This window comes from Streptomyces showdoensis (assembly GCF_039535475.1).
In the GTDB taxonomy this organism is placed as follows: Bacteria; Actinomycetota; Actinomycetes; order Streptomycetales; family Streptomycetaceae; genus Streptomyces; species Streptomyces showdoensis.
In genome coordinates this window covers 114,020-134,704 of record NZ_BAAAXG010000004.1, presented here as the reverse complement: position 1 = coordinate 134,704, position 20,685 = coordinate 114,020, and the positions used below count along the sequence as shown (strand labels likewise).

The following is a 20,685-nucleotide window of genomic DNA, read 5'->3' as shown; positions in this document are numbered from 1 at the left end:
GGTCAGGCCGCCTGCTGCCGACCGGTCTGCTGGGCGAGCTGCTTCGCGGCCGCCTTCAGCGCCTCGGCCGGATCGGCGCCCTTCACCAGGACCTGGCTCTGGGCGTCGCTGGCGAGCTTCAGGGCCCGGCTGTAGTCGCCGGTGAAGTTGGTCGCGTCCGCGCCCGCGTGGAGCGAGTCGACGAAGGAGCGCAGCACCTGCTGGCCGCCGTAGAAGGGGTGCGGTGCGCTGAACTTCGGGTCGTCGTAGGCGGACTTCAGGGCGGGGAAGACGCCGCCGGAGGCGAACATCCGGTTGATCTCGGCCGGCTTGGTGAGCGCGTACTCGACGAACCGCCAGGCGGCCTTCCGGCGCTTGCTCGTGGCGGAGACGGTCAGGTAGGTGGAGTTGACGATGGCGCTGCGCCCTCCGCCGGGAACGGCGGCGGGCGGCTGCATGACGCGCCACTTGCCGCTCTGCGCGGGGAACTTGGTGGCCAGGTACTCGATGGCCCAGGCGGGGTACGGGGCGGTGGCGAGCTTCCCCTGGCCGACGAGGCGCTTCCAGGTGCCCTGGCCGGCGGTGTCGGCGAGGAGACCGGTGTCGTTGAGGCGCTTGATGACGGTGAGGGCCTGGATCGCCTCCGGGGAGGCGAGGGTGACCTTGCCCTCGTGGTCGAAGTAGAAGGCGCCCTGGAGCTGCATCAGGTTCTGGAAGAAGTCCATGTCCTGGGTGGTTCCGGGCTTGTCGAGGCCGAGCAGCTGGGCGCCGGTGGCGGCGCGGATCTTCGGCCCGGCGGCGATCAGGTCGTCCCAGCTGGTCAGGGAGGCGGGGTCCACACCGGCCTTCTCGAAGTAGTCGTGCCGGTAGAACAGTCCGAGGGGGTTCACCTCCCAGGGGAGGGCGTGGACGGCCTTGTCCTTGCCCACGACGGTCGGCCACAGCCCTTCGGCGAAGGCGTCCTTGTGCCGGTCGGCGCCGAGCTTGGACAGGTCGGCGAGCCCCCGGGGGAACTTCTGCATGTAGCCGGGCAGGTAGTCGACGCCGATGTGGAGCACGTCGGCGAGTCCCTTGCCGCCCGAGGCGAGGCCGACGGTGATCTTGTCCCAGATGGCGGGATTGCCGAGGTCCTGGACGTCGACCTTGATGCCGGGGTTGTCCCGTTCGAAGGAGGGGACGACTCCGCGCAGGGCCTCGGCCGCGGTGGTCCAGCTCCAGACCGTGATCGGACCGCTGTCGCCGTCGGCGCCGCCGGCACCGGCGCCCGAACCGCCGCCGCCACAGGCGGTCAGACCGAGTCCGGCGGCGGAGGCGGTGGCGAGGTGGAGTATCCGGCGGCGGCTCAGGTGGTGGGACATGTCGGCTCCTGGCTACGGGGGTTGTCGGTGGGTCTGGTGTGTGCGGTGGCGCGGGTGATGGACCTGGTGCTGACGCTGGTACTGGCGCTGGCGCTGGTGCCGTCCCGGGCGTGCCGGCTGTCCAGGCCGCCCACGGCACCCGGTGCGGCCGGGGCACCCGCGGCGCCCAGGGCGTCCAGGGCGTCGGCGAACAGTTCCGTCGCCGTGGACGACGTACCGACGTGGGGCGAGAGCCGGATCCACGCGCCGCGGCGCGTGGTGATCACGCCGGCCGCTTCGAGGGCCTGGTGGACCGCGGCGGGGTCGTGGCCGGGCAGACGGAACGTGCCGATCCCGGCGCGCTCCCCCTCCCCCAGCCCGTCCAGCAGGACTTCGGCACCCGCCCCGCGGGCCCGGTCGAGCAACTCGGCGAGGGTGGTCCGGATCCGGGTGCCGACGGCGGCGGGGCCGCCTCGGTCGAGGAGGTCGTCGATGGCGGCGCCGAGGGCCGCGGCGGCCGGGAAGTCCGGGTTGGTGGCGAGGTGCGCGGCGGCCCCGGGCAAGGGCGGCGCCGGGTGCCGCGCCGCGAAGGGGTCGGTGACCCCGGCCCAGCCGCCGAGCCCGGGAACCAGTCGCTCGGCGCACCTGTCGCGGATCAGCAGCAGCGCGGCTCCCCAGCCGGCCCGCAGCCACTTCTGGCCTCCGCTGACGAGGACGTCGGCGGCGTCCGTTTCGAGGGGTACGGCGCCGAGTCCCTGGATCGCGTCGACGATCAGCAGCCGGTCCGGCCCGAGCACCTCCTTCAGCGCGGCGAGTGGGGCCACGTGCCCCGTGAGCGAGTCGACGGCGCTGACGGTGAGGGCGGTCACCTCGGGGGTCAGGTGCCGTCGCAGGAGGTCGGGGGAGATGCGCAGCGGCCCGTCCGGTTCGACGAGCCGCACGTCCGGACCGCCGCGGCCGGCGAAGCGGATCCACGGGTAGACGTTGGCGGGGAACTCGTCCCGGGGCACGAGCACCGTCCCGGGTCCGCGCAGGGCCGCGGCCGCGGTGAAGAGGCCGTTGCTGGTGGAGGGGACGAGGGCGATCTCGTGGGGCCGGGCGTCGAGGAGCCGGGCCGCCGAGGCGCGGGCCGCGTCACTGAGCGCGAAGAGCCTGTCGAGTTCGGCGGGGCCGGATCGGCGGGCCAGGGCGACGGCGTCGTCGAGCGCGGCGACGGCTCCGGGTGCGAGCGGGCCGACCCTGGCGTAGTCGAGGTAACCCGGGGCGGGATCACTGTCGTGACCTCGCCCCACTCGAATTTGATCGTTCAAAAAATGTCCCTCACAGAGCTCAGTGCATGGCACCCCTGGGATTTGAAGGTTCACATTAGAGAGCCGGAAGCGCCCCGACAAGAGGTCGGACGGCGCCGATTCGGGAGCACCGGGACCGGTGCGGACGGGCGTGGACGCGGAGGCGGGTCGGGGCCGGGAACAGGAGTCCCGGCCCCGACGCCCCGCCCCCTCGCGGCCGACTCCATGACAAGGCGGCTCGGCTCAGCGCGGCGCGCCGCGACACATCACCGTCACGGCGCTCGGCGCCGCGCGCTCCGTGCTCGGCGCTCCGTGCCCCGTGCTCGCGCTCCGCGCTCGGCGCTAGATCAGGGCGTTCTCGATCCGGGCGGCCAGCGCGAGGACCGCTTCCGCGCCGAGGGTCCAGCCGCCGGCGGTCTGACGGTGCAGCGTGCGGGCCAGGAGCAGCCCGCCTGCCGTCTGCGGCTGGACGGTCAGGAACCGGTCCACTTTCCACTGGTGGGTGGAGTCCGGGCCCGCGACCGTGGCGGACACGTGGTCGGCCAGGGTGAGGAGTTCGGAGTCGGCGCCGAGCCGCCGCGCCGTCTCCGGGTCGCCCTCGAAGGCCGAGGGGCGACCGTGGCGCCGTTCGCCGAGGGCGACGGGTCCCGGCACCGGAACGGTGAGCGGCACCGCGTACTGGAGCAGGCCGAGCCCGAAGCTGCGCCGGATCGCCCGGCCGGTCAGGACGGACGCGCGCAGCTCGAACGGTCGGGGCGCCCGGGCGTCCACGTACACGAAGCACTCGGTCAGGGCAGGCATCCCGCTGAAGCGTTCGCGGGGCGGGAGCAGGCTCCCGGCCGGGACTCCTTCGCTGTCGCCCGCGAGGACCTGGGCGGGCGGCGGTGCGGGGAGGCGGAGCTCGGCGGTGAGGGCACGGGCGATGTCCGCGGACACGACGGCGGGGTCGCGGCTGCGGCCGGTCCAGGTGGCGATGGCCATGGGTGGTCCCTCCGCGCTCAGACCGAACCGGCGCGGCTGCGCAGCGCTTCCAGACGGCGCAGTGCGGTCTGCCGTTCGTTCTGGAACCGGCCGACGCGGGCCTGTGTGAGGGCGGTCCAGTGGTCGACTGCGTCGCGGGCGGGGTGGAGCGCTTCGGCCAGCCGCCCCTGGGCGGTCAGCGCGTCCCGCTGGCGGTCGGCCTCCTCGGCGTCCCGCAGCAGCGCCTGGGTGGGGTCCTCGGTCGAGGTCCGGGCGGCCTCGGCGCGGGCCACCTGCCTCCGGCGACGGGCCACGCCGGCGTAGCCGACGAGGGCGACCAGGGCCGCGGTGATCGCGGCGGAGACGAGCTTCATCATCACGTCATTCATGCCCGCAGTATGGACCGGCGGACCGCAGCTTTAGAACTTACTTCTAGAAAAATATTCGAGTTCTTCACCTCTGCCTATACTCCCTCCATGGCAAAGCAGTCCCGTGGCGAGGCCACCGTCGAACGCCTCCTGACCGCGGCACTGGAAGTGTTCGCCACGTCCGGACAGGCGGGGTTCACCGTCAACGCGGTGACGAAGACCAGCGGGGTCAGCCTCGGCAGCCTGTACCACCACTTCGGGAGCTTCGACGGGCTGGCCGCGGCGCTGTACGGTCACTGCCTCCAGCAGACGTACACGGCGGCCCTCACCGCCGTCGGCCGGGCGCGGACCGCCCGTACCGGGATCCGGGCGTTCGTGACGACGTACCTGCGCTTCATCCAGGAGAACCCGGCCGTGGCCCGCTACCTGCACGGCTCCGCCTACTCCAGCTACCTGGCCGTCGACGCCGACCGGGCCCGCGGCGTCGAGCCGGACCACTTCCCCCGGGTCGCCGACCACCTGAAGCGCTGGATCGACTCGGGCGAGCTCGCCCCGCTCCCCGCCCCCCTCCTGGAGGTCCTGATCGTCGGCCCCGTAGCGGTCGCGGCCCACCGCTGGCTCGCCACCCCGGAGGAACTCGACCTGGACCAGGCGGTCCGCGTCCTGTCGGACCGCATCTGGGCGTCCGTACGGGCTGCCGACTAGTTCGGGTCCCGTGGCTGGGAGGAGTGACCCACCCATCCTCTCCGCGGGGCCGGCTGCGGACGATTACAGTTCCGGCGTGGCCAGTGATGCGAACGTTCGAAACCTGCCCGACTGGCGGGTGCTCCTCGTCGCGGGCGCCTCGGGGATGGGGAAGACGCGGGTCTCCCGTGACCTCGCGCGGCGTTACGCGGTCCCCGTCGTGGAGCTCGACGACGTCGTGGAGGCGCTTCTCGCCGTGACCCGGCCGGAGCACCTTCCCGAAGTCCACTACTGGCGTACGCATCCGGAGGCCGCGGGCTGGGCCCCGGAGTCCGTGGTCGAGCGGCAGATAGAGGTCGCGCGGGCCCTCGTGCCGGCGGTCGAGGCCGTGGTGGCCAACCATGTGGACACCGACACCCCGGTCATCCTCGAAGGGGACTACGTCCTCCCGGGACTGGCGACCGCGCAGGGCCCGGTGCGTGGTGTCGTCGTCCACGAGGACAGCGAGGCGCGGGTGGTGGCCAACTACCTCGCCCGCGAGCCCGAGGAGGGCGAGCAGCGCCATCGGGCGCGGGTCAGCGTCCTGTACGGACGGTGGCTGGCGGAACAGGCCCGCGCGGCCGGGGTGCCGGTGGTCGCCCCGCGCCCGTGGGGCGACCTCCCGCAACGCGTCGGCCATGCCCTGGTCGAGGCCGGGCATCACGCCGAGCGCTGAACCGGTTTCCGCACGGCCGACCCCGGGGGCTCCCGGGGCCGGCCGCCTCCGTCAGTAGCGGACCCAGAGGACGATGACGTCCGGGCGGGTGGAGCTGAGGGGCTCGCAGAAGAAGATCGGGCCCCATATCTGGTAGCCGGCCTTGCCGGTGGCCTGGCAGTCGGCGTACGAGGCGTGGTGGCTGCGCGGGTAGAAGCCGGGGCCGGGGTTGGCCGCGGCGGTGCCGGCCGTGCCGAGCGCGAGGGCTCCGGCGGTGACGGCGGTGGCGAGAGCGGCTGCGGTGCGGCGGTACATGGCATTGCCTCCTGAAAACGCCGGGATGCCCCGGCGGAGTGCGTGACGATGCGATGTGGTGCGGTACGTCCGGCTGCGCAGCCGGGGATGAACGTACCGTCACGGGCAGAGCCGCACAATAGGTCTAGGCCAATGCGTCAGGTCGCGCCGGGAAGGACCACCGGGGCCGGTGACCAGCGCTCTCCGGGGGCGGGTGCGCGGGCCCGCACCGCGCGGGGGTCTGCGTGGGCGGCCCGGGTCGACTCGGTTCGGCAGGAGGGGCGTTGGGGCGCCGTCGGCCCCGACGCCGAGGGTCGCGAACGCGATCACGCCCGGGGCGGTCCACGGGCTCGGCGCCCCCGGTCCTTTCCTTCAGACGCCGCCCTCGATCAGCGTCCAGCCCGACGACACCGCGGCCAGCGGGCCCACGTTCGTGTAGGTGCCGCCGACCAGGGTCGAGGTCCAGGCCGTGCCGTCGGTCTTGTAGAAGAACAGGCTGTCGCCGGTGCGGCCGACCGTGTTCCAGATGCCGGAGGCGCCGATCTTGTCGAAGGAGACGCCCGAGCCGCCGACCGCCTCGGACACCCGGTACTCGAGCCGGCTGCCGGACTTCGAGGTGGCCAGGACCGAGTCCTTGGTCGCGGTCAGCCGGCCCAGGTAGTCGTCGCGGGCGATGCGGCCCGTGTCCGTGTAGACGCCGCCTTCGAGCGTGCCGTAGCCGACGTTGCTCCAGGGGAACTCGACCGAACCGTGCCGGGCCGCCGCGAGCAGCGTGTCGCAGGAGGCGGCCATCGTGCCCCAGCCCGAGCTGACGTTCTCGTACACGCGCACCTGGCGGTACGCCCCGCCCTTCAGGGTGCCCGTGACGCCGTGGCCGGTGTTCGCGTTGTAGAAGATCACCGAGTCGCCGGAGGCCTCGACGAAGGTCCATCCCGTGGAGAAGTCGGTGGAGGTCCGCGTGCGGGTGTACTGCCCGTTCGTGAAGGTGCCGACCTCGCCGGCCCCGGTGTTCCCGTTGTACAGGAGCAGCGAGTCGCGGCTGGCCGCCGCGTGCGTGTAGCCGGTCGGGAGCCCGAGCGTGGCCTTCTGCCGCCAGTGTCCGGAGGAGAGCGTGCCCGTGCCTGCCTGGCCGTTGTCGGCCCGGTAGAACAGCATCGACGTGCTCGGCGTCGTCCCGTCGCAGTACGACGAAGCGGAGGCCGGCGGCGTCACCGGGCCGGCCAGCAGGAGGGCCGTCGCGGATGTGACCGCGGCCAGGGCGGCCACCAGGGACTTCCTCATGATGCTCCCCTTCTCTCCTCGCGCGGGGCACACCTGTTTCGCCGTTTCGCCGCGCAGCTGGGAGGGGGTCGTCTTCCGCGCGGGCGGCCGGCCGCATCCCGGGCCGTCGCCGCTCCGAGCCCGTTCCGCGCTCGTACGGACGCCCACGTCCATCCTGCGCCGCGCCCGGCCGCGCCGCATCCGGTGGGCAGGACGGTCGTACGGGGCCTACGCGCCGCGCTCCGCGAACCAGTCCCGCGCCTCCGGGTGGAGCCGGGCCCGCGGTCCGGGCTTCGGGTCGTGGTAGGCCGCGTACGCCTCCGCGAACCACTCCTCCGGCGTGGAGAACTGGTAGTTGGAGACGGCGTGCTGCTGCCGCTGGGCGCGCAGGTAGCTGACCCAGTGCCCGTAGTGGTCGACGTGGTAGGTCCGCGGCCCGATCGCGAGGGTGTCGCCGCCGCCGTCCGTCAGCGTCCACGGCTGCGCGAGGGCGAGCCGGCCGAACCGCACGACGCGGGCCAGCCGCTCCTTGAAACCCTGTCCCTGGGTGGGGAAGTTGTCGGCGAGTTCCGTCAGCCGCTGCGGGCTGTCCCGTGCCACCTCCGGGTCCAGTGCCGTCGCCACGGAGTCGACGAGGGTCATGTGGTAGCGGTCCTCGGTCTCCAGCCGGTCTCCGAGGCCCGCTTCGGTGAGGATCGCCACGGCCACGGGACGGGCGTCGTCATAGGCTTCCCAGCCGCCGAAGCGGGGTTCGTGCTTCAGGTTCACCTCCCAGCCCGTCAGCTGGTCGACCGAGTGGCCGATCTCGTGGCGCAGCGTCCACTTGACCAGGTTGCCGTTGGCGAGGACGTCCGAGACGCCTCCCATGACCTGGCGCCTCTCCCCGGCGATGCCGAGGGCCTGGTCCTCCGTGTCGCTGATGCCCTCGTAGTCCGCCATGGCCCCCTTGTCCATCAGGGAACGCTGCCACGGCACGCCCCGGTTCAGTTCGGTGTAGAGCCAGGACGGCATTCCGAAGGGGCTGACCATGGTGATGCTCCGGTCGCCCCCGTCGTACAGGCTGGCCGCGCTCGTCGTATCCGCTCCGGCCGGCTGGATGGCCACCAACTCCGGGTTGTCCCTGACGTCCGCGGGCGGCAGGCTGCCCAGGACCCCGTCGATCCTGTTGAGCATGGAGTGGCTGAAGTGATCGTTGGGCCGGTCGGCCGGGGGGCCGATGCGGATGCCGTACGTGGCGCTGAGCTGTGCCTCGCGTTCCGCTGCGCCGGTGTTCGCCACCAGGCCGGCGATGCCGTGCCCGCCGGTGTTCCTGTTCCGCATCATCTGGACCACGGCGGCGTTTCCCGCCGTCCGCTGTAACGCCAGGACCTGCGGGGGCCGCTCCTCGGGCCGTTGCGCCCGGGTCCGCGGCCGTGCGACGGAGCTCGCCCCGTCCGTCTCCGTCTCCCGTCGTGCGTGCATGTCTCTCCCGCCTCGGAATGGTCCGTCCGTCCGCCCCCCTCCGAGCTTCGGCGGGTGCGCGGCCTGGCGGGAAGGGACGGGAGGGCAGACCCGGGGGCCGTCGAGGGCAGCGGGGCGTCCGCCCCTCGGTCGGGGCGACGACACGCGGATCGCACGGATCGCACGGATCGCATGGATCGCACGGTCGCGCGCGTCGCGTGAATCGCGCAGGTCGCACGGATCGCACGGTCGCGCGCGTCGCGTGAATCGCGCAGGTCGCACGGGTCGCGCGATTCACGCGGATCGCGTTGATTGACATCGCGTGTGCGTCAATCGTCGTGATCTTGGTGTTGGCGCCGGCGGGCCTGGTCGGGTCACGCTGGGACGGCGCCCCCTTCCGGGCGCACGGCGTCGAGCGAGTCGGATGAGAGGCGGTCCACGTGGAGACCTTCGAGACGGGCAACGGCCGGGTGCGTGGCTTCCGGGCCGCCGACGGGGTCGTCGCCGCGCTCGGGATCCCGTACGCCGCACCGCCGTTCGGCGCCGACCGGTTCAAGGAGCCCCGTCCGGCCGCCGCGTGGACCGGGGTGCGGGACTGCACCCGGTTCGGCGTGATCGCTCCGCAGTCGGCGGAGCTGCCCGGGGCACCCGCCTGGTCGCCGGGCGACGAGGACGTCCTCAGCCTCAACGTCTGGACGCCCGCCCCGGGCGGCGGGCGGCGCCTGCCCGTACTCGTGTGGATCCACGGCGGCGCGTACACCTTCGGCTCCTCCGCCCAGCCCGACTTCGACGGCACCGCGCTCGCCCGTGCCGGCCTGGTCGTGGTCACCCTCAACTACCGGCTCGGCTTCGAGGGCTTCGGCCACGTCCCCGCGGAGGGCGGAGTCGCGTACCCGGACAACCGGGGTCTGCTCGATCAGGTCGCGGCACTGCGCTGGATCCGCGACAACATCGACGGGTTCGGCGGCGATCCGGGCAACGTCACCGTCGCCGGGCAGTCCTCGGGAGCCGCCTCCGTGGCCTGCCTCATGGTGATGGACCGCGCCCGCGGCCTGTTCCACCGCGCCATCGCGCACAGCCCGGCCAGCCCCTGCTACACGCCGGCCATCGCCGCCGCGACCACGCGCGAGATCGCCGCCGCGGCGGGCTGCCCGGCCACGCCCGAGGGGCTGGCCGCCGCCGATCCGCAGACGCTCGTCCGCGCGGGCGACGCGGTCGTCGAGGCCTACCGCCGCGATCCCGCCTCCGGGTCCCGCCACTACGATCCGTCGCTCTACGCCCCCGTGCTCGACGGCGACGTCCTGCCCGTCGATCCGCTCACCGGACTGTCCGAGGGGCGGAGCCGGGACGTCGACCTGCTGGTCTGCCACACGACCGAGGAGTACTGGCTCCTCGACGCCGTCGGCAGCAGCGCGAAGGTCACCACCGAGGAACGACTCGCCGCGTTCGCCGCGGACTTCGGCCTGCCCGACGCCCTGGTCGACGGCTACCGCGCCGACGCGCCCGACGCCCCGGTCCTCGACGTCTACCTGGCGGTCTTCGGCGACCTGCTCTTCGGCGAGTACGCCCACCGGCTCGCCGAGCAGCACGCCCGGGGCGGCGGCCGGGCCCGCCTCAGCCGCTTCGACCGGCGGCGCGGCGGCCCCGGCGGAACCGTACGGGCCTGGCACTGCGCGGACGTCCCCTTCGCCTTCGGCACCCTCCATGACGAGGCCGTCGCCTTCCTCATCGGCGGCGTCCCGTCCGCCGAGGACCACGACCTGTCCGCTCGCATGGTGCGCGCCTGGGCCGACTTCGCCCGCACCGGCGACCCCGGCCGGCCCGCCGCCGGCCGGGGCGCGGGCGAGGTCATGACGTGGACCACCGACGACAGGGCCGGGGAGGGCGCGGACCACGGTGTCCCCGGGGCCCGGTCCGCCGCCGCCCGCGCCCGCTGGGCGCCGGTCTCCTTCCCCCTGCTGCGCCCCTGACGCACCGCCGGGCCCGGGGCACCGTCCGCGCCGAGACCCGTCGGCCCGGGCGGGCCCGGGTGCCGTCCCGTGCCGCGTCCGGCAGGCGGATCAGCGCGCACGTCAGTGGGGTGCAGCCCGTCGCGTGCGGCGGACTCGGCGACGAGGAGGTCGGACTCCACGGTGAACGCGCGCAGCAGGGGCACCGGTTCCCCCGCCGTGTGCCGCTCGTCCAGGTGTCCTCCGCCGGCTCGCCGACGGCAGATAATCCTGTTCACCGAGATGATGGCTCAGCGAGAGGAACGGCCGTGTCCCACTCCTCCTTCGATCGCGCCTATGACGAACTCCGCTCCCGCTGGCCCGCGTCGACCGAGGAACGCGACGTCGCCACGCCGTACGGGCCCACCCGGGTCCACGTCCACGGAGCGGCGGACGGCAGTCCCCTGGTGCTCCTGCCCGGCGGATCCGCCACCGGTCTGGTCTGGTTCGCCAACGCGGCGGCGCTCGGCGAACGGCATCGGGTGTACGCCGTAGACCTGCTGGGCGACGCCGGCCGCACCGAGCGCCGGGGCCTGCCGCTGAAGGGCGCCGACGACCTGATGGCCTGGCTGGACGCGCTGCTCGACGGGCTCGGGCTCGCCCGGACGGACCTGTGCGGCCACTCGTACGGCGCCTGGATGGCCGCGCGGTACGCGCTGCACGCCCCGCGGCGGGTCGACCGCCTCGCCCTCGTCGACCCCACCCAGGTCTTCGCCGGGTTCCGCCCCTCGTACCTGCTGCGCGCTCTGCCCGCCCTGGTCCGCCCGGACGAGGCGCGCTCCCGGGCCTTCCTGGCCTGGGAGACGGCGGGCACCGAGCCGGACGAGACGTGGCAGCGGCTCTACGCGCGGGCCGGCTCGGTCCCCGGCCGCAAGCTCGTCGTCGGGGGCCGCCCGCGCGCGGACGGTCTGCGCATGCCGGTCCTGGTCCTCCTGGCGGAGCGCAGCCGCGCCCACCGCGCCGCCGGGGTCGCCGACCGGGCCCGCCGGGCGCTCCCCCTGGCCGAGGTGGCCGTGCTTCCCGGAGCCACCCACCACTCGCTTCCGCTCACGGCCCCGGAGGAACTGAACGCACGGCTGGGGGTTTTCCTCCGATCCCGGCCCCGGCCGGACGGTCCCTGACCGGCCGACGGTCCGGGTGAACCGGAGGGCCCGCCCGGTGTCACCCCCGCACCGGCCCCCCGTTCACCTCCGCCCGGATTCCAGCGCGTCGGCGATGCCCTGGGCCAGGAAGGGGATGCGGTGGGCGGGGACTCCCGCGATGTTGATGCGGCCCGCGGTGGTGCCGTAGATGCCGGAGTGGCGGCGCATCCGGGCCATCTGCTCCGGGGTCAGCGGGAGCATCGAGAACATGCCCTTCTGCCGGGCCAGGGCGCTCGCCTCCCGGTCGTGGCCGAGGGCGCTCAGGTGCGCGACGAGGTCGGTGCGGTGGGACGCGATGCGGCGGCGCATCGTGTCCAGTTCCGTGCGCCAGACGGTCCGGAGCCGCTCGTCCGCCAGGATCGTGGCGACGACGGCGGCGCCGTGGTCGGGCGGCATGGAATAGAGGGTGCGGGCGGCGTTCTGCAGGGTGGTCTCGACGTGCCGGAGCGTCCGCGCCGAGGAGCCCAGGACGATCGCGCAGCCCGTGCGGTCGCTGTAGAGGCCGAAGTTCTTGGAGCAGCTGACGGCGATCAGCACCTCGGGGAGGCGTGCGGCCAGCATGCGGGTGGGGGCCAGGTCGGCGTCGAGGCCGTCGCCGAGGCCGTGGTAGGCCAGGTCGACGAAGGGGACCCAGCCGTGCGTCCCGGCGAGGCCGGCCAGTTGCTCCCACGCCTCGGCCGTCGGAGTCACCCCGGTGGGGTTGTGGCAGCAGCCCTGCAGCAGGACGACGTCGCCGCGGCCCGCCTCCCGCAGGTCGGCGAGCAGGCCGGCGGGGTCGGTCCAGCGGTACGTGCGGACGGTGAGGCCGGCGCCTTCCAGGATGGGGCGGTGGTTGACGTACGCGGGGTCGCTGATCCACACGGTGGTGCCGGGGCGGGTCTGCCGTACGAGGTCGGCGAGGAGGCGCAGGGCGCCGGTGCCCGCGACGGTCTGGACGGCGGTCGCCCGGCCGGTGCGGGCCTCGTCGCCGAGGACCGTGGTGAGCATGGCGTCGTTGAACGCCGCGTTGCCGGAGAGGCCGAGGTACTCCTTGGAGCCGGAGCGTTCGGCCAGGCGTATCTCGGCTTCCTTGACCGCCGTCATGACGGGGGTGCTGCCGGTGTGGTCGCGGTAGACGCCCAGGACCAGGTTGAGCCGCTCGGGGCGCGGGTCCTCCGCGTACTCGGCGGTCAGGTCCCACAGCGGGTCGACGGGCGGGGCGGGGAGGAGCTCAAGCATCGGGGGAGACCTCGGTTCCGGGGCGGCGGTTGGCGAGCACGACGCCGAGGGTGATGAGGGGGACGCCGATCACGACGGGCAGGGTCGGCGACTCGTCGAGGAGGACCGTCGCGAGCAGGACGACGACGGCGGGGCTCAGGCTCCCGACGACGGAGCTGCGTTCGGGGCCGAGCCGGCGGATGGCGAAGGCGTACAGGAGGCCCGCGCACAGTCCGACGCCCAGGCCCTGGACGACGAGGAAGAGCGCGATGTCGGACCCGGCGGCGTGGGCGAGCCCGGAGGGCAGGACGCCGGTCGCGGTGAGCAGGGCGATCACGGCGAGGGAGGGCAGGCAGAGGAGGCCGATGGATCCGATGGGGTCGAGGTCCACCTCCCGGAGCCCGACGGTGTAGAGCGCCCACAGGCCGCTGGCGACCAGCAGCGTTCCGGTGCCGAGCAGGACGTCCCCGTCGAACGCCGCCAGGTGGCGCCAGACCAGGGCCACGACGCCCGTCACGATGAGGACGAGACCGGCCGCCTGCGTGCCGCGCGGGACGCTCTTGCCGCCGGCGACCACGAGGGCGGAGACGAACAGCGGGACCATGCCGGGCACGATCGCTCCGACGAAGGCGGCCGAGGTGAGGGAGCCGCCGTACATCGCGGCGAGGAAGAACGGGACCCCGGCGCCGCAGATGATCTTCGCCGCCGGGCCGGGACGCACCGCGGCCAGCCGGCGCCGGCGCCGCCACAGGGCGGGCGCCAGGACCACGAGCGGCACGCCGAAGCGGAGCAGGGCGGCGTCGGCGGGCAGCAGCGTGGAGCTGCTGAGGGCGCGGGCACTGAGGGCGAACGCGGCCCAGATCGTGACGGTGAGCAGCAGGGCGGCCATGCCGACGGCCCGCGGGGAGAGCCCCAGGAGGGTCCGGCAGGTGTCTTCGCGGACCGGCGGCGGCCCCACCGGCCGCTTCTCCGTCGTTCGTGTCGCCGCCACCAAAGATCCTCCCGCTCGGAGCCGTTCAGGCGGAATCCACAAGCGGTTTCCCCCGATGAGCAACCGTAGAGCTTCAGGCCGGGCAGATGATTGCTAGTTCTGCCCTCCAGACATAGCCTGGGGGCAGAATCTGCCAAGGAGTGACGATGGACGCCGTGGACTTCCAGATCATCCACGAGTTGCAGGCCGACGGACGGCTGTCGAACCAGGACCTCGCCGACCGGATCAGGCTCTCCCCCTCCCCCTGCCTGCGCCGGGTGCGGCGCCTGGAGGACGCGGGTCTGATCAGCGGCTACACGGCCACGGTGGACCAGGTCGCGTTCGGTCTGCCGATCACGGTCTTCGTCCGGATCCGGCTGGAGCGCCACACCGCGGAGGCGGTGAACGTCTTCGAGGAGCACGTCGGGCTCATCGACCACATCCAGGACTGCTACCTGATGGCCGGCAGCAGCGACTACCTGCTCCGGGTCGTCATCGAGAGCCTGGAGGCGTACGAAGCCCTGGTCCGCACCCGGATCCACGCCATCCCGGGGATCGCGTCGATCGAGTCCAGCTTCGCCTTCGGCAGCGTCAAGCAGTCCAGGGTCTACCCGCGCCCGGAGCTCCCCTCCCGCTGACCCTCCGGGGCCGGGGGCGCACCCCGCCCCCTCCGCACCCCCCTCCGCACCCGGGGCCCCTCCCCCGGCGCGCGTCCATGCACGGGATTCGGGGGACGGCTCCCCCGCCATGCGGTTACGGCCAATTGGAGCCGCGCGCTCCGCCTCCGCGCCTGACGGTCCGCCGGAAGCGCGCGAGGCCCGCCCCCGCCGGGATCGCCCGTCCCCTCGCGGCCCGCTGTCGCGCAACCATCGCGCGGCCGTCACACAGCGGTCACACGGCCATCGTCGTCCCATCGAACTCCGCGACGGCAAGTTGGCTTGAAGTCATCAGGATCAACCTCCGGCGCCCACACCGCCGTTGATCACTCCCTTCCCGCCTCCGCATACTGCGCTGACCGGCGGCGGGCGGCGTCACGCCCCGCCGGCCGGATTCGACCGATGACCCCATCCCAAGCTCCTGGGGGAGACTTGCGCCCACAAGTGAAGCGAGCACGCGCCTTCACCATCGCAGCGGCCACATCGGTGGCCCTGGCAGCAGGAATGACCGGCCCCGCGACGGCGATCACCGCGCACACGACGGCCGCACCGGACACCGCACGCACCGCCGGCAAGCAGCGGATCCCGCTCGTCACCGGCGACCGCGTGGTGGTGGACGCCAAGGGCCGGATGGTGGGCTTCGAGTCCGCCCCGGGCCGTGAGCACATACCCGTGCGGGTGCAGCGCACCCAGGGCCACACCCTCGTGGTGCCCGGCGACGCCGAGCGGCTGATCACCGCCGGCAAGCTCGACCAGCGCCTCTTCGACCTCGACGTGCTGACCGACCCGCGGCTGCGCAAGAGCCACCGCGCCGGGCTCAAGATGATCGTGCAGTACGAAGGGGGCGCCACCGCCGCGCGGGCCGAGGTCCGTGCCGCCGGGGCCACCCCGTCGGCGCGCGCGTTCCCGACGCTCAACGCCGAGGCCGTCCGCGCCTCCCAGGACGACCTGTCCGGGGTGTGGGACGCGCTGACCGACCGGCAGCGGAGCGGGCTGCGCGCCACGGCGTCCGGCATCGGCAAGGTGTGGCTGGACGGAGTGCGCGGGGCGAGCCTGGACCGCAGCGTCCGGCAGATCGGCGCCGACAAGGCGTGGGAGTCCGGCTACGACGGCACGGGCGTGAAGATCGCCGTGCTCGACACCGGCGTCGACAAGACCCACGAGGACCTGAAGACCCAGGTCGTCGGCGAGAAGAACTTCTCCTCCTCCCCCGACACCGTGGACCGCGTCGGCCACGGCACGCACGTCGCGTCGATCGCCGCGGGCACCGGTGCCAAGTCCGGCGGCCTCTATAAGGGGGTCGCGCCCGGCGCCAAGGTCATCAGCGGCAAGGTCCTCGACGACGAGGGCTTCGGGGACGACTCCGCCGTCATCGCGGGCATGGAGTGGGCCGCGGCCGAGGGCGCGGACGTGGTCAACCTCAGCCTCGGCAGCACCGACAGCCCCGGGATCGACCCCCTGGAGGCGACGGTCAACCGGCTGACCGCCGAGAAGGGCATCCTGTTCGCGATCGCGGCGGGCAACGAGGGCGAGAGCGGCGCCTCCTCGGTGGGCTCGCCCGGCAGCGCGGACGCCGCGCTGACCGTCGGCGCCGTCGACAAGGACGACCGGCTCGCGCCGTTCTCCAGCACCGGCCCGCGCGTCGGCGACGGCGCCGTCAAGCCGGACCTGACCGCGCCCGGCGTCGCCATCACGGCGGCGGCCGCCGCCGGCAGCGCCATCGACACCCGCCCCGGCACCCCGCACCCCGCACCCGGCTACCTGCAGATCGACGGCACCTCCATGGCGACCCCGCACGTCGCGGGCGCGGCGGCGATCCTGAAGCAGCGGCACCCGGACTGGAAGGCGGCCGAGCTCAAGGGCGCGCTGACCGCGTCCACCAAGGGCGGCGCCTACACCGCCTTCCAGCAGGGCACGGGTCGCGTCCAGGTCGACAAGGCGCTGGGCCAGAGCGTCATCGCCGAGCCGGTCTCGCTGAACTACGGCACGGCGCTGTGGCCGCACGCCGACGACGTCCCGGTCTCCAGGAAGCTCGCCTACCGCAACCTCGGGACCACGGACGTCACCCTCGACCTGTCGGTGGCCACCCTGGACCCGGCGGGCAAGCCGGCCCCGGCCGGGTTCTTCGCGCTCGGCGCCTCGCGGGTGACCGTGCCGGCCGGCGGCCGGGCCGAGGTCGACCTCGTCGCCGACACCAGGATCGGCGACGCCGACGGCACCTACTCGGGCTACGTCACCGCCACCGCCGCGGGCCAGTCCGTCCGGACTGCCGCGGTGGCCGTGCGGGAGGCCGAGTCGTACGACGTGACGCTCCGGGCCGTCGACCGCGACGGTGCCGACGCCCGGAACTTCGCCAGCACCCTGCTCGGCGTCGGCGGACCGGCCGCGGGCTTCCAGATCCGCATCGACCAGCCGGGCAGCCACACGATCCGGGTGCCGAAGGGCTCGTACACCTTCGACACGGCCGTCTACCAGGACCCCTCGGACTACACCAAGGGGACGGACTGGATCTCCCAGCCGAAGCTGGAGGTGACCGGTGACATGACGGTCGTCGCCGACGCGCGCACCACCAAGCCGGTGGAGGTGACGGTGCCCGGCATCGACCGGGCCGACTACTTCGGCGCGTACTACGAGCGGGCCACCGAGATCGGCCGGGGTCGGCAACGGCTGGGTCCTGCGCGGCTACGCCGGCTTCCGGACCACCCACCTGGGCCCGGCCGTCACCGACGGCTCGCTGCTGCAGACCTGGGACGCGCACTTCCTCAAGGACGCCACCAGCCAGTACTCGGTGGCCTACGGCGGCCCCGTGAACACACTCGCGACCGGCTACACCAAGCACGTGAAGGCGAACGAACTGGCCACCCTGAAGGTCGGTCTCGGCGCCTCCGCCCCCGGGAAGTCGGCCCTCGTCTCCCCGTTCGCGCACCTGCCGGGCGCGCCCGAGGGCAACGGCTTCTCCGCGCTGCAGCCGGCGCCGGGGACGCGCACCTTCTACGTCTCCACCGCCGACGGCGTCCAGTGGCTCACCAAGTTCGAACAGGCGGGCGCGCCGGACGAGTGGGGCTACCCGGCCTACGAGGGCAGCCTGGAGATGGCCCTGCCGAAGCGCTACGAGTCCGGCCGGACGTACCGGGAGGACTTCAACACCGGCGTCTTCGGCCCGCTCCTGGGCGAGCGCCGGGGCGTCTTCCGCACCGCTCCCGACCCGGTCACCGGTGAGCAGCAGCTCGTCGGCTCCGTCCCCCTGTTCGCCGACGGCAAGGGCCACGTGGGGCGCAGCCCGTACGGCACGGCCACGTCCACGCTCTACCGCAACGGCGTCAAGGTCGCCGAGAACGCCGACCCGCTGACCGGCTCGCAGCCCTTCACCGTCGACGGCGCCGACGCCGAGTACCGGCTGACGACCTCCGTGGAGCGTCCCGCGGGCCTCGCCGCGGCCTCGACCCGGGTCGAGGCCGGCTTCACCTTCCGTTCGCGGCAGGTCACGGCGACCACGGCACTGCCGGTGTCCACGGTCCGCTTCGCGGCTCCCGTCGACCTGGCCTCGCGCGCCCCGCAGCTCGCGCCGGTCGTCGTGCCGGTGACCGTGCAGGGCTCGGCGTCCGGGAAGAACCTCACGTCGCTCACGGTGAAGGTGAGTTACGACGACGGGAAGACCTGGCAGGTCGTTCCCGTCCGGGACGGGCGGATCTCGGTGAAGAGCCCGGCGAAGGACCGTGGCATCGCGCTCTCCGCCGAGGTCACGGACAAGCAGGGCAACACGTCGACGCTGACGATCCACAACGCGTGGCTCGGCAAGTGACGTTCCCGCGCCGACGGATCGCCCGTTGACCCGTCGCCCGACGAGCGGCTCGCGTTGACCGGATCCCCTTCGGCCGACACCTCCTGAAGCGGCGTCACCACCTCGCGTGGTGACGCCGTTCGGTCATGGTGCGACCGGGGATCGTGAGCGGGCGGCCCGGCGCGGGCCGCCGGTCACCAGGTGCGGTCGAGCAGGTGCGCGAACAGTGCGTCCAGCCGTCGCGCGGCCGTGGGCTCCAGCGGGGTCTCCCGCAGGACGCGGCGGGCGGCGTCCAGGTGGCGGCGCGCCTCGTCGCGGGTGGCGGCGCGTCCGCCGGCCTCCTCCACGAGGGCCGCGACGAGTTCCGCCGCCTCGCCGTCGACCGGGCGGCCGGAGGAGAGCAGCGTGACCAGCTCGTGGGCCACCTCGCCCCCGCCGGCCAGGGCGACGAGCACCGGGTAGGTCTTCTTGCCCCGGCGCAGGTCGGCGTGGACGGGCTTTCCGGTCACGGCGGGGTCGCCCCAGATGCCGAGGACGTCGTCCACCGCCTGGAAGGCGAGGCCGAGATGGCGCCCGGCCCTGTCGAGCGCGGTCACGGTCCGGTCGGGGGCGCCGCCGAGCACCGCGCCGAGGGCGAGCGCGCAGCCCAGCAGGGCGCCCGTCTTGTGCTCGGCCATCGACCGGTACTGGTCGGGTGACACCGCGCCGGGTCCGTGCCAGGGGCGGTCCTCGAAGCGCAGGTCCTCCGCCTGGCCGGACACCAGGTCGTTCAGGGTGCCGCAGAGGCGCCGCACCGCGGCTCCCGTGTGGCGGCCGGGGGCTTCGGCGAGGACCGCCACGGCCTGGGCGAGGAGCGCGTCGCCCGCCAGGACGGCCGGGCCCGTCCCGTACTCCTTCCACACGGCGGGGCGCTGCCGGCGCAGGGCGTCGGCGTCCATGATGTCGTCGTGGAGGAGGGAGAACGTGTGGACGAGTTCGACCGCGACCGCTCCCGGGACGGCCTCGGCTCCGTCGGCCCCGACGGCCTCCGCGCCGAGTAAGGCGAGGGCCTGTCGCACGCCCTTGCCCTCCGACCCGGTGGGGGTCCGGGGTGCCGGCCGGGTCGGCCCAGCCCAGCGCGTACGCCGCCATCTCCCCGGTCCAGGGGTGCAGCCGGCCGACCGCCTCGACCAGCGCGGGCCGGACCAGGGCGCGGCAGCGTGCCACATGGCCGCCGACCGGGGCGGCGGGCGGAAGGGGGGGCCCGTACGACGGTCCTGGCCCGGGCGGCGGACGCCGGGGCCGCGCGGAGCGGCGTGGACGGCGTGGGGAGGGTGTTCATCGCAGCGCCTCCACGTCGACCGCCCGCAGGGCTTCGGCGCCGACGGCCGGCAGTACGGGTTCCTCCTGTCCGTGCCCGTCTCCGCCGTGGTCGGGCAGCGGACCGACCCCGAGCTCGGCGGCGGCCTTGTCGACCATGTCGCGGGCGTGCCGCAGGCCGATGCGGTCCAAGGTGGTGCGGAGCTCGGCCAGTTCGCCGGCGGTCCGGGCGGTGTCACGGCCCAGGCGGGCCCGGGACTTGACCAGCCCCAGGCGCGACAGCGCCGTGCCGCGCGGTTCCTCCATCCCCTGGAACTCCTCCAGGGCCAGCGCGTACAGCTCGCGGGCCTCCTCGTAACGACCGGCCCGGTACAGGACGTTGCCGCGCATCTTGTGGTTGTAGGCCAGCGCGCTGGCCAGGCGTATCTCGCGGCAGGCCTCCTCCGCCCGCGACAGCAGGTCGAGGGCGCGGTCCACGTCCCCGTCCCGTACGGACACCACGTCGGCGATGCCGCGCAGGGCCCAGGCCCAGCCGCGCCGGTCCTCCGCGCGCGACGCCGTCTCGGCCGCCTCCTCGAACAGGGCCAGGGCCTTGTCGTAGGAGCCGGTGTTGCGGTGCATCTGGGCGATCCCCTCCAGGGCCCACACGGTGTGCCGGGCCTCGCCGCGGCGGCGGGCCTCGGCGAGGAGCTGCTCGTGCAGCCTGCCCACGGCCTCGTAGTCGCCCTGGATGCGCCCGGTCTCGGCGAGCCCGGCGAGCGAGTAGCCGCGCACGACGACGTCGCCGCCCCGCTCCCCCGCCTCGGCGGCCAGCCTCAGCAGCCGGTACGCCAGCCTGAGTTCGCCGCGCTGCCGGGCGAGCGTGCCGCCGCTCCACAGGGCCCAGGCCATCGCTCCTTCGTTCCCGGCCGAACGCGCCGCCCGGTAGCTCGCCTTCCACGCCCGGTCGGCCTCGTCGATCCGGCCCAGCCTGCGGCACGCCTCCGCCACGGCGAGCCCGCAGCGGGCCACCTCGGCCAGGTCCCCGGCCCGCTCCGCCGCCCGGAGCTCCTCGACGCCCTTGGCGAGCACCTCGGGCAGGGAGGCGTTCACCGACAGGGACCCGAGCGCCCCCTGGTATTCCGGTGCGGACGCCTTCGCCCGCGTCGCCCCGCTCAGCTGACCTGCCATCAGACCCTCCTCCGGCCGGCTCGACGATCAAGCCGGCTCGGAGAGCAAGACGGAACCCACGGGACCGGGTTCCCCGGCGGGAGGAAAGTCCCTCTCGGTGAGGGCTCGGGATCATCCTCAAGTGCTACGCGGGGGCCTACGGGTCCCCAACAAGAGGGACACCGGGGGCCGGTGGGG

15 protein-coding genes and 2 pseudogenes are annotated in these 20,685 nt (G+C 73.9%); 6 read left to right on the top strand and 11 right to left on the bottom strand.

What is annotated here, in order from left to right; genetic code table 11:
- Positions 1-2: 2 nt before the first annotated feature.
- The 4 genes from ABD981_RS02620 to ABD981_RS02605 form a co-directional block, all read right to left on the bottom strand.
- Positions 3-1,337, bottom strand: a complete 1,335-nt coding sequence (locus ABD981_RS02620; protein WP_046908122.1) for an ABC transporter substrate-binding protein — start codon at positions 1,335-1,337, stop codon at positions 3-5.
- A complete protein-coding gene (locus ABD981_RS02615) occupies positions 1,322-2,608 on the bottom strand; it encodes an aminotransferase class V-fold PLP-dependent enzyme (RefSeq protein ID WP_123954517.1) in 1,287 nt (428 codons plus the stop codon). The genes ABD981_RS02620 and ABD981_RS02615 overlap by 16 nt, the downstream gene beginning before the upstream one ends.
- Before the next feature lie 339 nt (positions 2,609-2,947).
- Positions 2,948-3,586 carry a hypothetical protein gene (locus ABD981_RS02610; protein ID WP_046908124.1) on the bottom strand — a complete coding sequence of 213 codons (639 nt, stop codon included), beginning with the start codon at positions 3,584-3,586 and terminating at the stop codon, positions 2,948-2,950.
- Between the two features lie 17 nt (positions 3,587-3,603).
- Positions 3,604-3,954, bottom strand: a complete 351-nt coding sequence (locus tag ABD981_RS02605) for a hypothetical protein (protein WP_046908125.1) — start codon at positions 3,952-3,954, stop codon at positions 3,604-3,606.
- Between the two features lie 87 nt (positions 3,955-4,041).
- Between ABD981_RS02605 and ABD981_RS02600 the strand changes: the two genes are divergently transcribed.
- Both ABD981_RS02600 and ABD981_RS02595 read left to right on the top strand, forming a co-directional pair.
- Complete coding sequence (locus ABD981_RS02600) at positions 4,042-4,638, top strand: TetR/AcrR family transcriptional regulator (protein ID WP_046908126.1); 597 nt, start codon at positions 4,042-4,044, stop codon at positions 4,636-4,638.
- A gap of 76 nt (positions 4,639-4,714) precedes the next feature.
- On the top strand, positions 4,715-5,332 hold the full coding sequence (locus tag ABD981_RS02595; RefSeq protein WP_240495244.1) for a hypothetical protein: 618 nt from the start codon (positions 4,715-4,717) through the stop codon (positions 5,330-5,332).
- Positions 5,333-5,383: 51 nt separating this feature from the next.
- On the opposite strand, the gene ABD981_RS02590 is transcribed toward ABD981_RS02595, so the two are convergent.
- From ABD981_RS02590 to ABD981_RS02580, 3 genes are all read right to left on the bottom strand, one after another.
- A complete protein-coding gene (locus ABD981_RS02590; protein ID WP_046908127.1) occupies positions 5,384-5,626 on the bottom strand; it encodes a hypothetical protein in 243 nt (80 codons plus the stop codon).
- 351 nt (positions 5,627-5,977) lie between these two features.
- The gene (locus ABD981_RS02585; protein WP_046908128.1) at positions 5,978-6,886 is read right to left on the bottom strand and encodes a hypothetical protein; all 909 of its coding nucleotides are present in this window, start codon (positions 6,884-6,886) and stop codon (positions 5,978-5,980) included.
- Between the two features lie 207 nt (positions 6,887-7,093).
- Positions 7,094-8,326, bottom strand: coding sequence for a hypothetical protein (locus tag ABD981_RS02580; RefSeq protein WP_131723869.1), 1,233 nt, complete (start codon positions 8,324-8,326; stop codon positions 7,094-7,096).
- Positions 8,327-8,745: 419 nt separating this feature from the next.
- On the opposite strand from ABD981_RS02580, the gene ABD981_RS02575 reads away from it, so the two are divergent.
- Both ABD981_RS02575 and ABD981_RS02570 read left to right on the top strand, forming a co-directional pair.
- A complete protein-coding gene (locus ABD981_RS02575) occupies positions 8,746-10,275 on the top strand; it encodes a carboxylesterase/lipase family protein (RefSeq protein ID WP_046908130.1) in 1,530 nt (509 codons plus the stop codon).
- Between the two features lie 287 nt (positions 10,276-10,562).
- Positions 10,563-11,414, top strand: coding sequence for an alpha/beta fold hydrolase (locus ABD981_RS02570; RefSeq protein WP_046908131.1), 852 nt, complete (start codon positions 10,563-10,565; stop codon positions 11,412-11,414).
- A 63-nt stretch (positions 11,415-11,477) separates the two neighbouring features.
- Here ABD981_RS02570 and ABD981_RS02565 read toward each other — a convergent pair whose 3' ends face one another.
- Together ABD981_RS02565 and ABD981_RS02560 are read right to left on the bottom strand one after the other, a co-directional pair.
- A complete protein-coding gene (locus tag ABD981_RS02565; RefSeq protein ID WP_046908132.1) occupies positions 11,478-12,653 on the bottom strand; it encodes an amino acid aminotransferase in 1,176 nt (391 codons plus the stop codon).
- Positions 12,646-13,623 carry a DMT family transporter gene (locus ABD981_RS02560; RefSeq protein WP_240495245.1) on the bottom strand — a complete coding sequence of 326 codons (978 nt, stop codon included), beginning with the start codon at positions 13,621-13,623 and terminating at the stop codon, positions 12,646-12,648. Before ABD981_RS02560 ends, ABD981_RS02565 begins: the two co-directional genes overlap by 8 nt.
- A gap of 146 nt (positions 13,624-13,769) precedes the next feature.
- Between ABD981_RS02560 and ABD981_RS02555 the strand changes: the two genes are divergently transcribed.
- Positions 13,770-14,240: an Lrp/AsnC family transcriptional regulator gene (locus ABD981_RS02555; RefSeq protein WP_046908133.1), complete on the top strand. Its 471-nt coding sequence runs from the start codon at positions 13,770-13,772 to the stop codon at positions 14,238-14,240.
- Between the two features lie 420 nt (positions 14,241-14,660).
- Positions 14,661-18,060, top strand: a pseudogene (locus ABD981_RS02550) (S8 family peptidase).
- A gap of 173 nt (positions 18,061-18,233) precedes the next feature.
- On the opposite strand, the pseudogene ABD981_RS02545 reads toward ABD981_RS02550, so the two are convergent.
- A pseudogene (locus ABD981_RS02545) lies at positions 18,234-19,245 on the bottom strand (polyprenyl synthetase family protein).
- Positions 19,246-19,356: 111 nt separating this feature from the next.
- A complete protein-coding gene (locus tag ABD981_RS02540) occupies positions 19,357-20,508 on the bottom strand; it encodes a tetratricopeptide repeat protein (protein WP_046908135.1) in 1,152 nt (383 codons plus the stop codon).
- Positions 20,509-20,685 lie beyond the last annotated feature (177 nt).

Bases quoted from the DNA above. Each gene is read 5' to 3' on its own strand.
- ABD981_RS02605 (WP_046908125.1), bottom strand. From the start codon at position 3,954: ATGAATGACGTGATGATGAAGCTCGTCTCCGCCGCGATCACCGCGGCC.
- ABD981_RS02580 (WP_131723869.1), bottom strand. From the start codon at position 8,326: ATGCACGCACGACGGGAGACGGAGACGGACGGGGCGAGCTCCGTCGCA.
- ABD981_RS02555 (WP_046908133.1), top strand. From the start codon at position 13,770: ATGGACGCCGTGGACTTCCAGATCATCCACGAGTTGCAGGCCGACGGA.
- ABD981_RS02585 (WP_046908128.1), bottom strand. From the start codon at position 6,886: ATGAGGAAGTCCCTGGTGGCCGCCCTGGCCGCGGTCACATCCGCGACG.
- ABD981_RS02600 (WP_046908126.1), top strand. From the start codon at position 4,042: ATGGCAAAGCAGTCCCGTGGCGAGGCCACCGTCGAACGCCTCCTGACC.
- ABD981_RS02610 (WP_046908124.1), bottom strand. From the start codon at position 3,586: ATGGCCATCGCCACCTGGACCGGCCGCAGCCGCGACCCCGCCGTCGTG.
- ABD981_RS02540 (WP_046908135.1), bottom strand. From the start codon at position 20,508: ATGGCAGGTCAGCTGAGCGGGGCGACGCGGGCGAAGGCGTCCGCACCG.
- ABD981_RS02565 (WP_046908132.1), bottom strand. From the start codon at position 12,653: ATGCTTGAGCTCCTCCCCGCCCCGCCCGTCGACCCGCTGTGGGACCTG.
- ABD981_RS02590 (WP_046908127.1), bottom strand. From the start codon at position 5,626: ATGTACCGCCGCACCGCAGCCGCTCTCGCCACCGCCGTCACCGCCGGA.
- ABD981_RS02620 (WP_046908122.1), bottom strand. From the start codon at position 1,337: ATGTCCCACCACCTGAGCCGCCGCCGGATACTCCACCTCGCCACCGCC.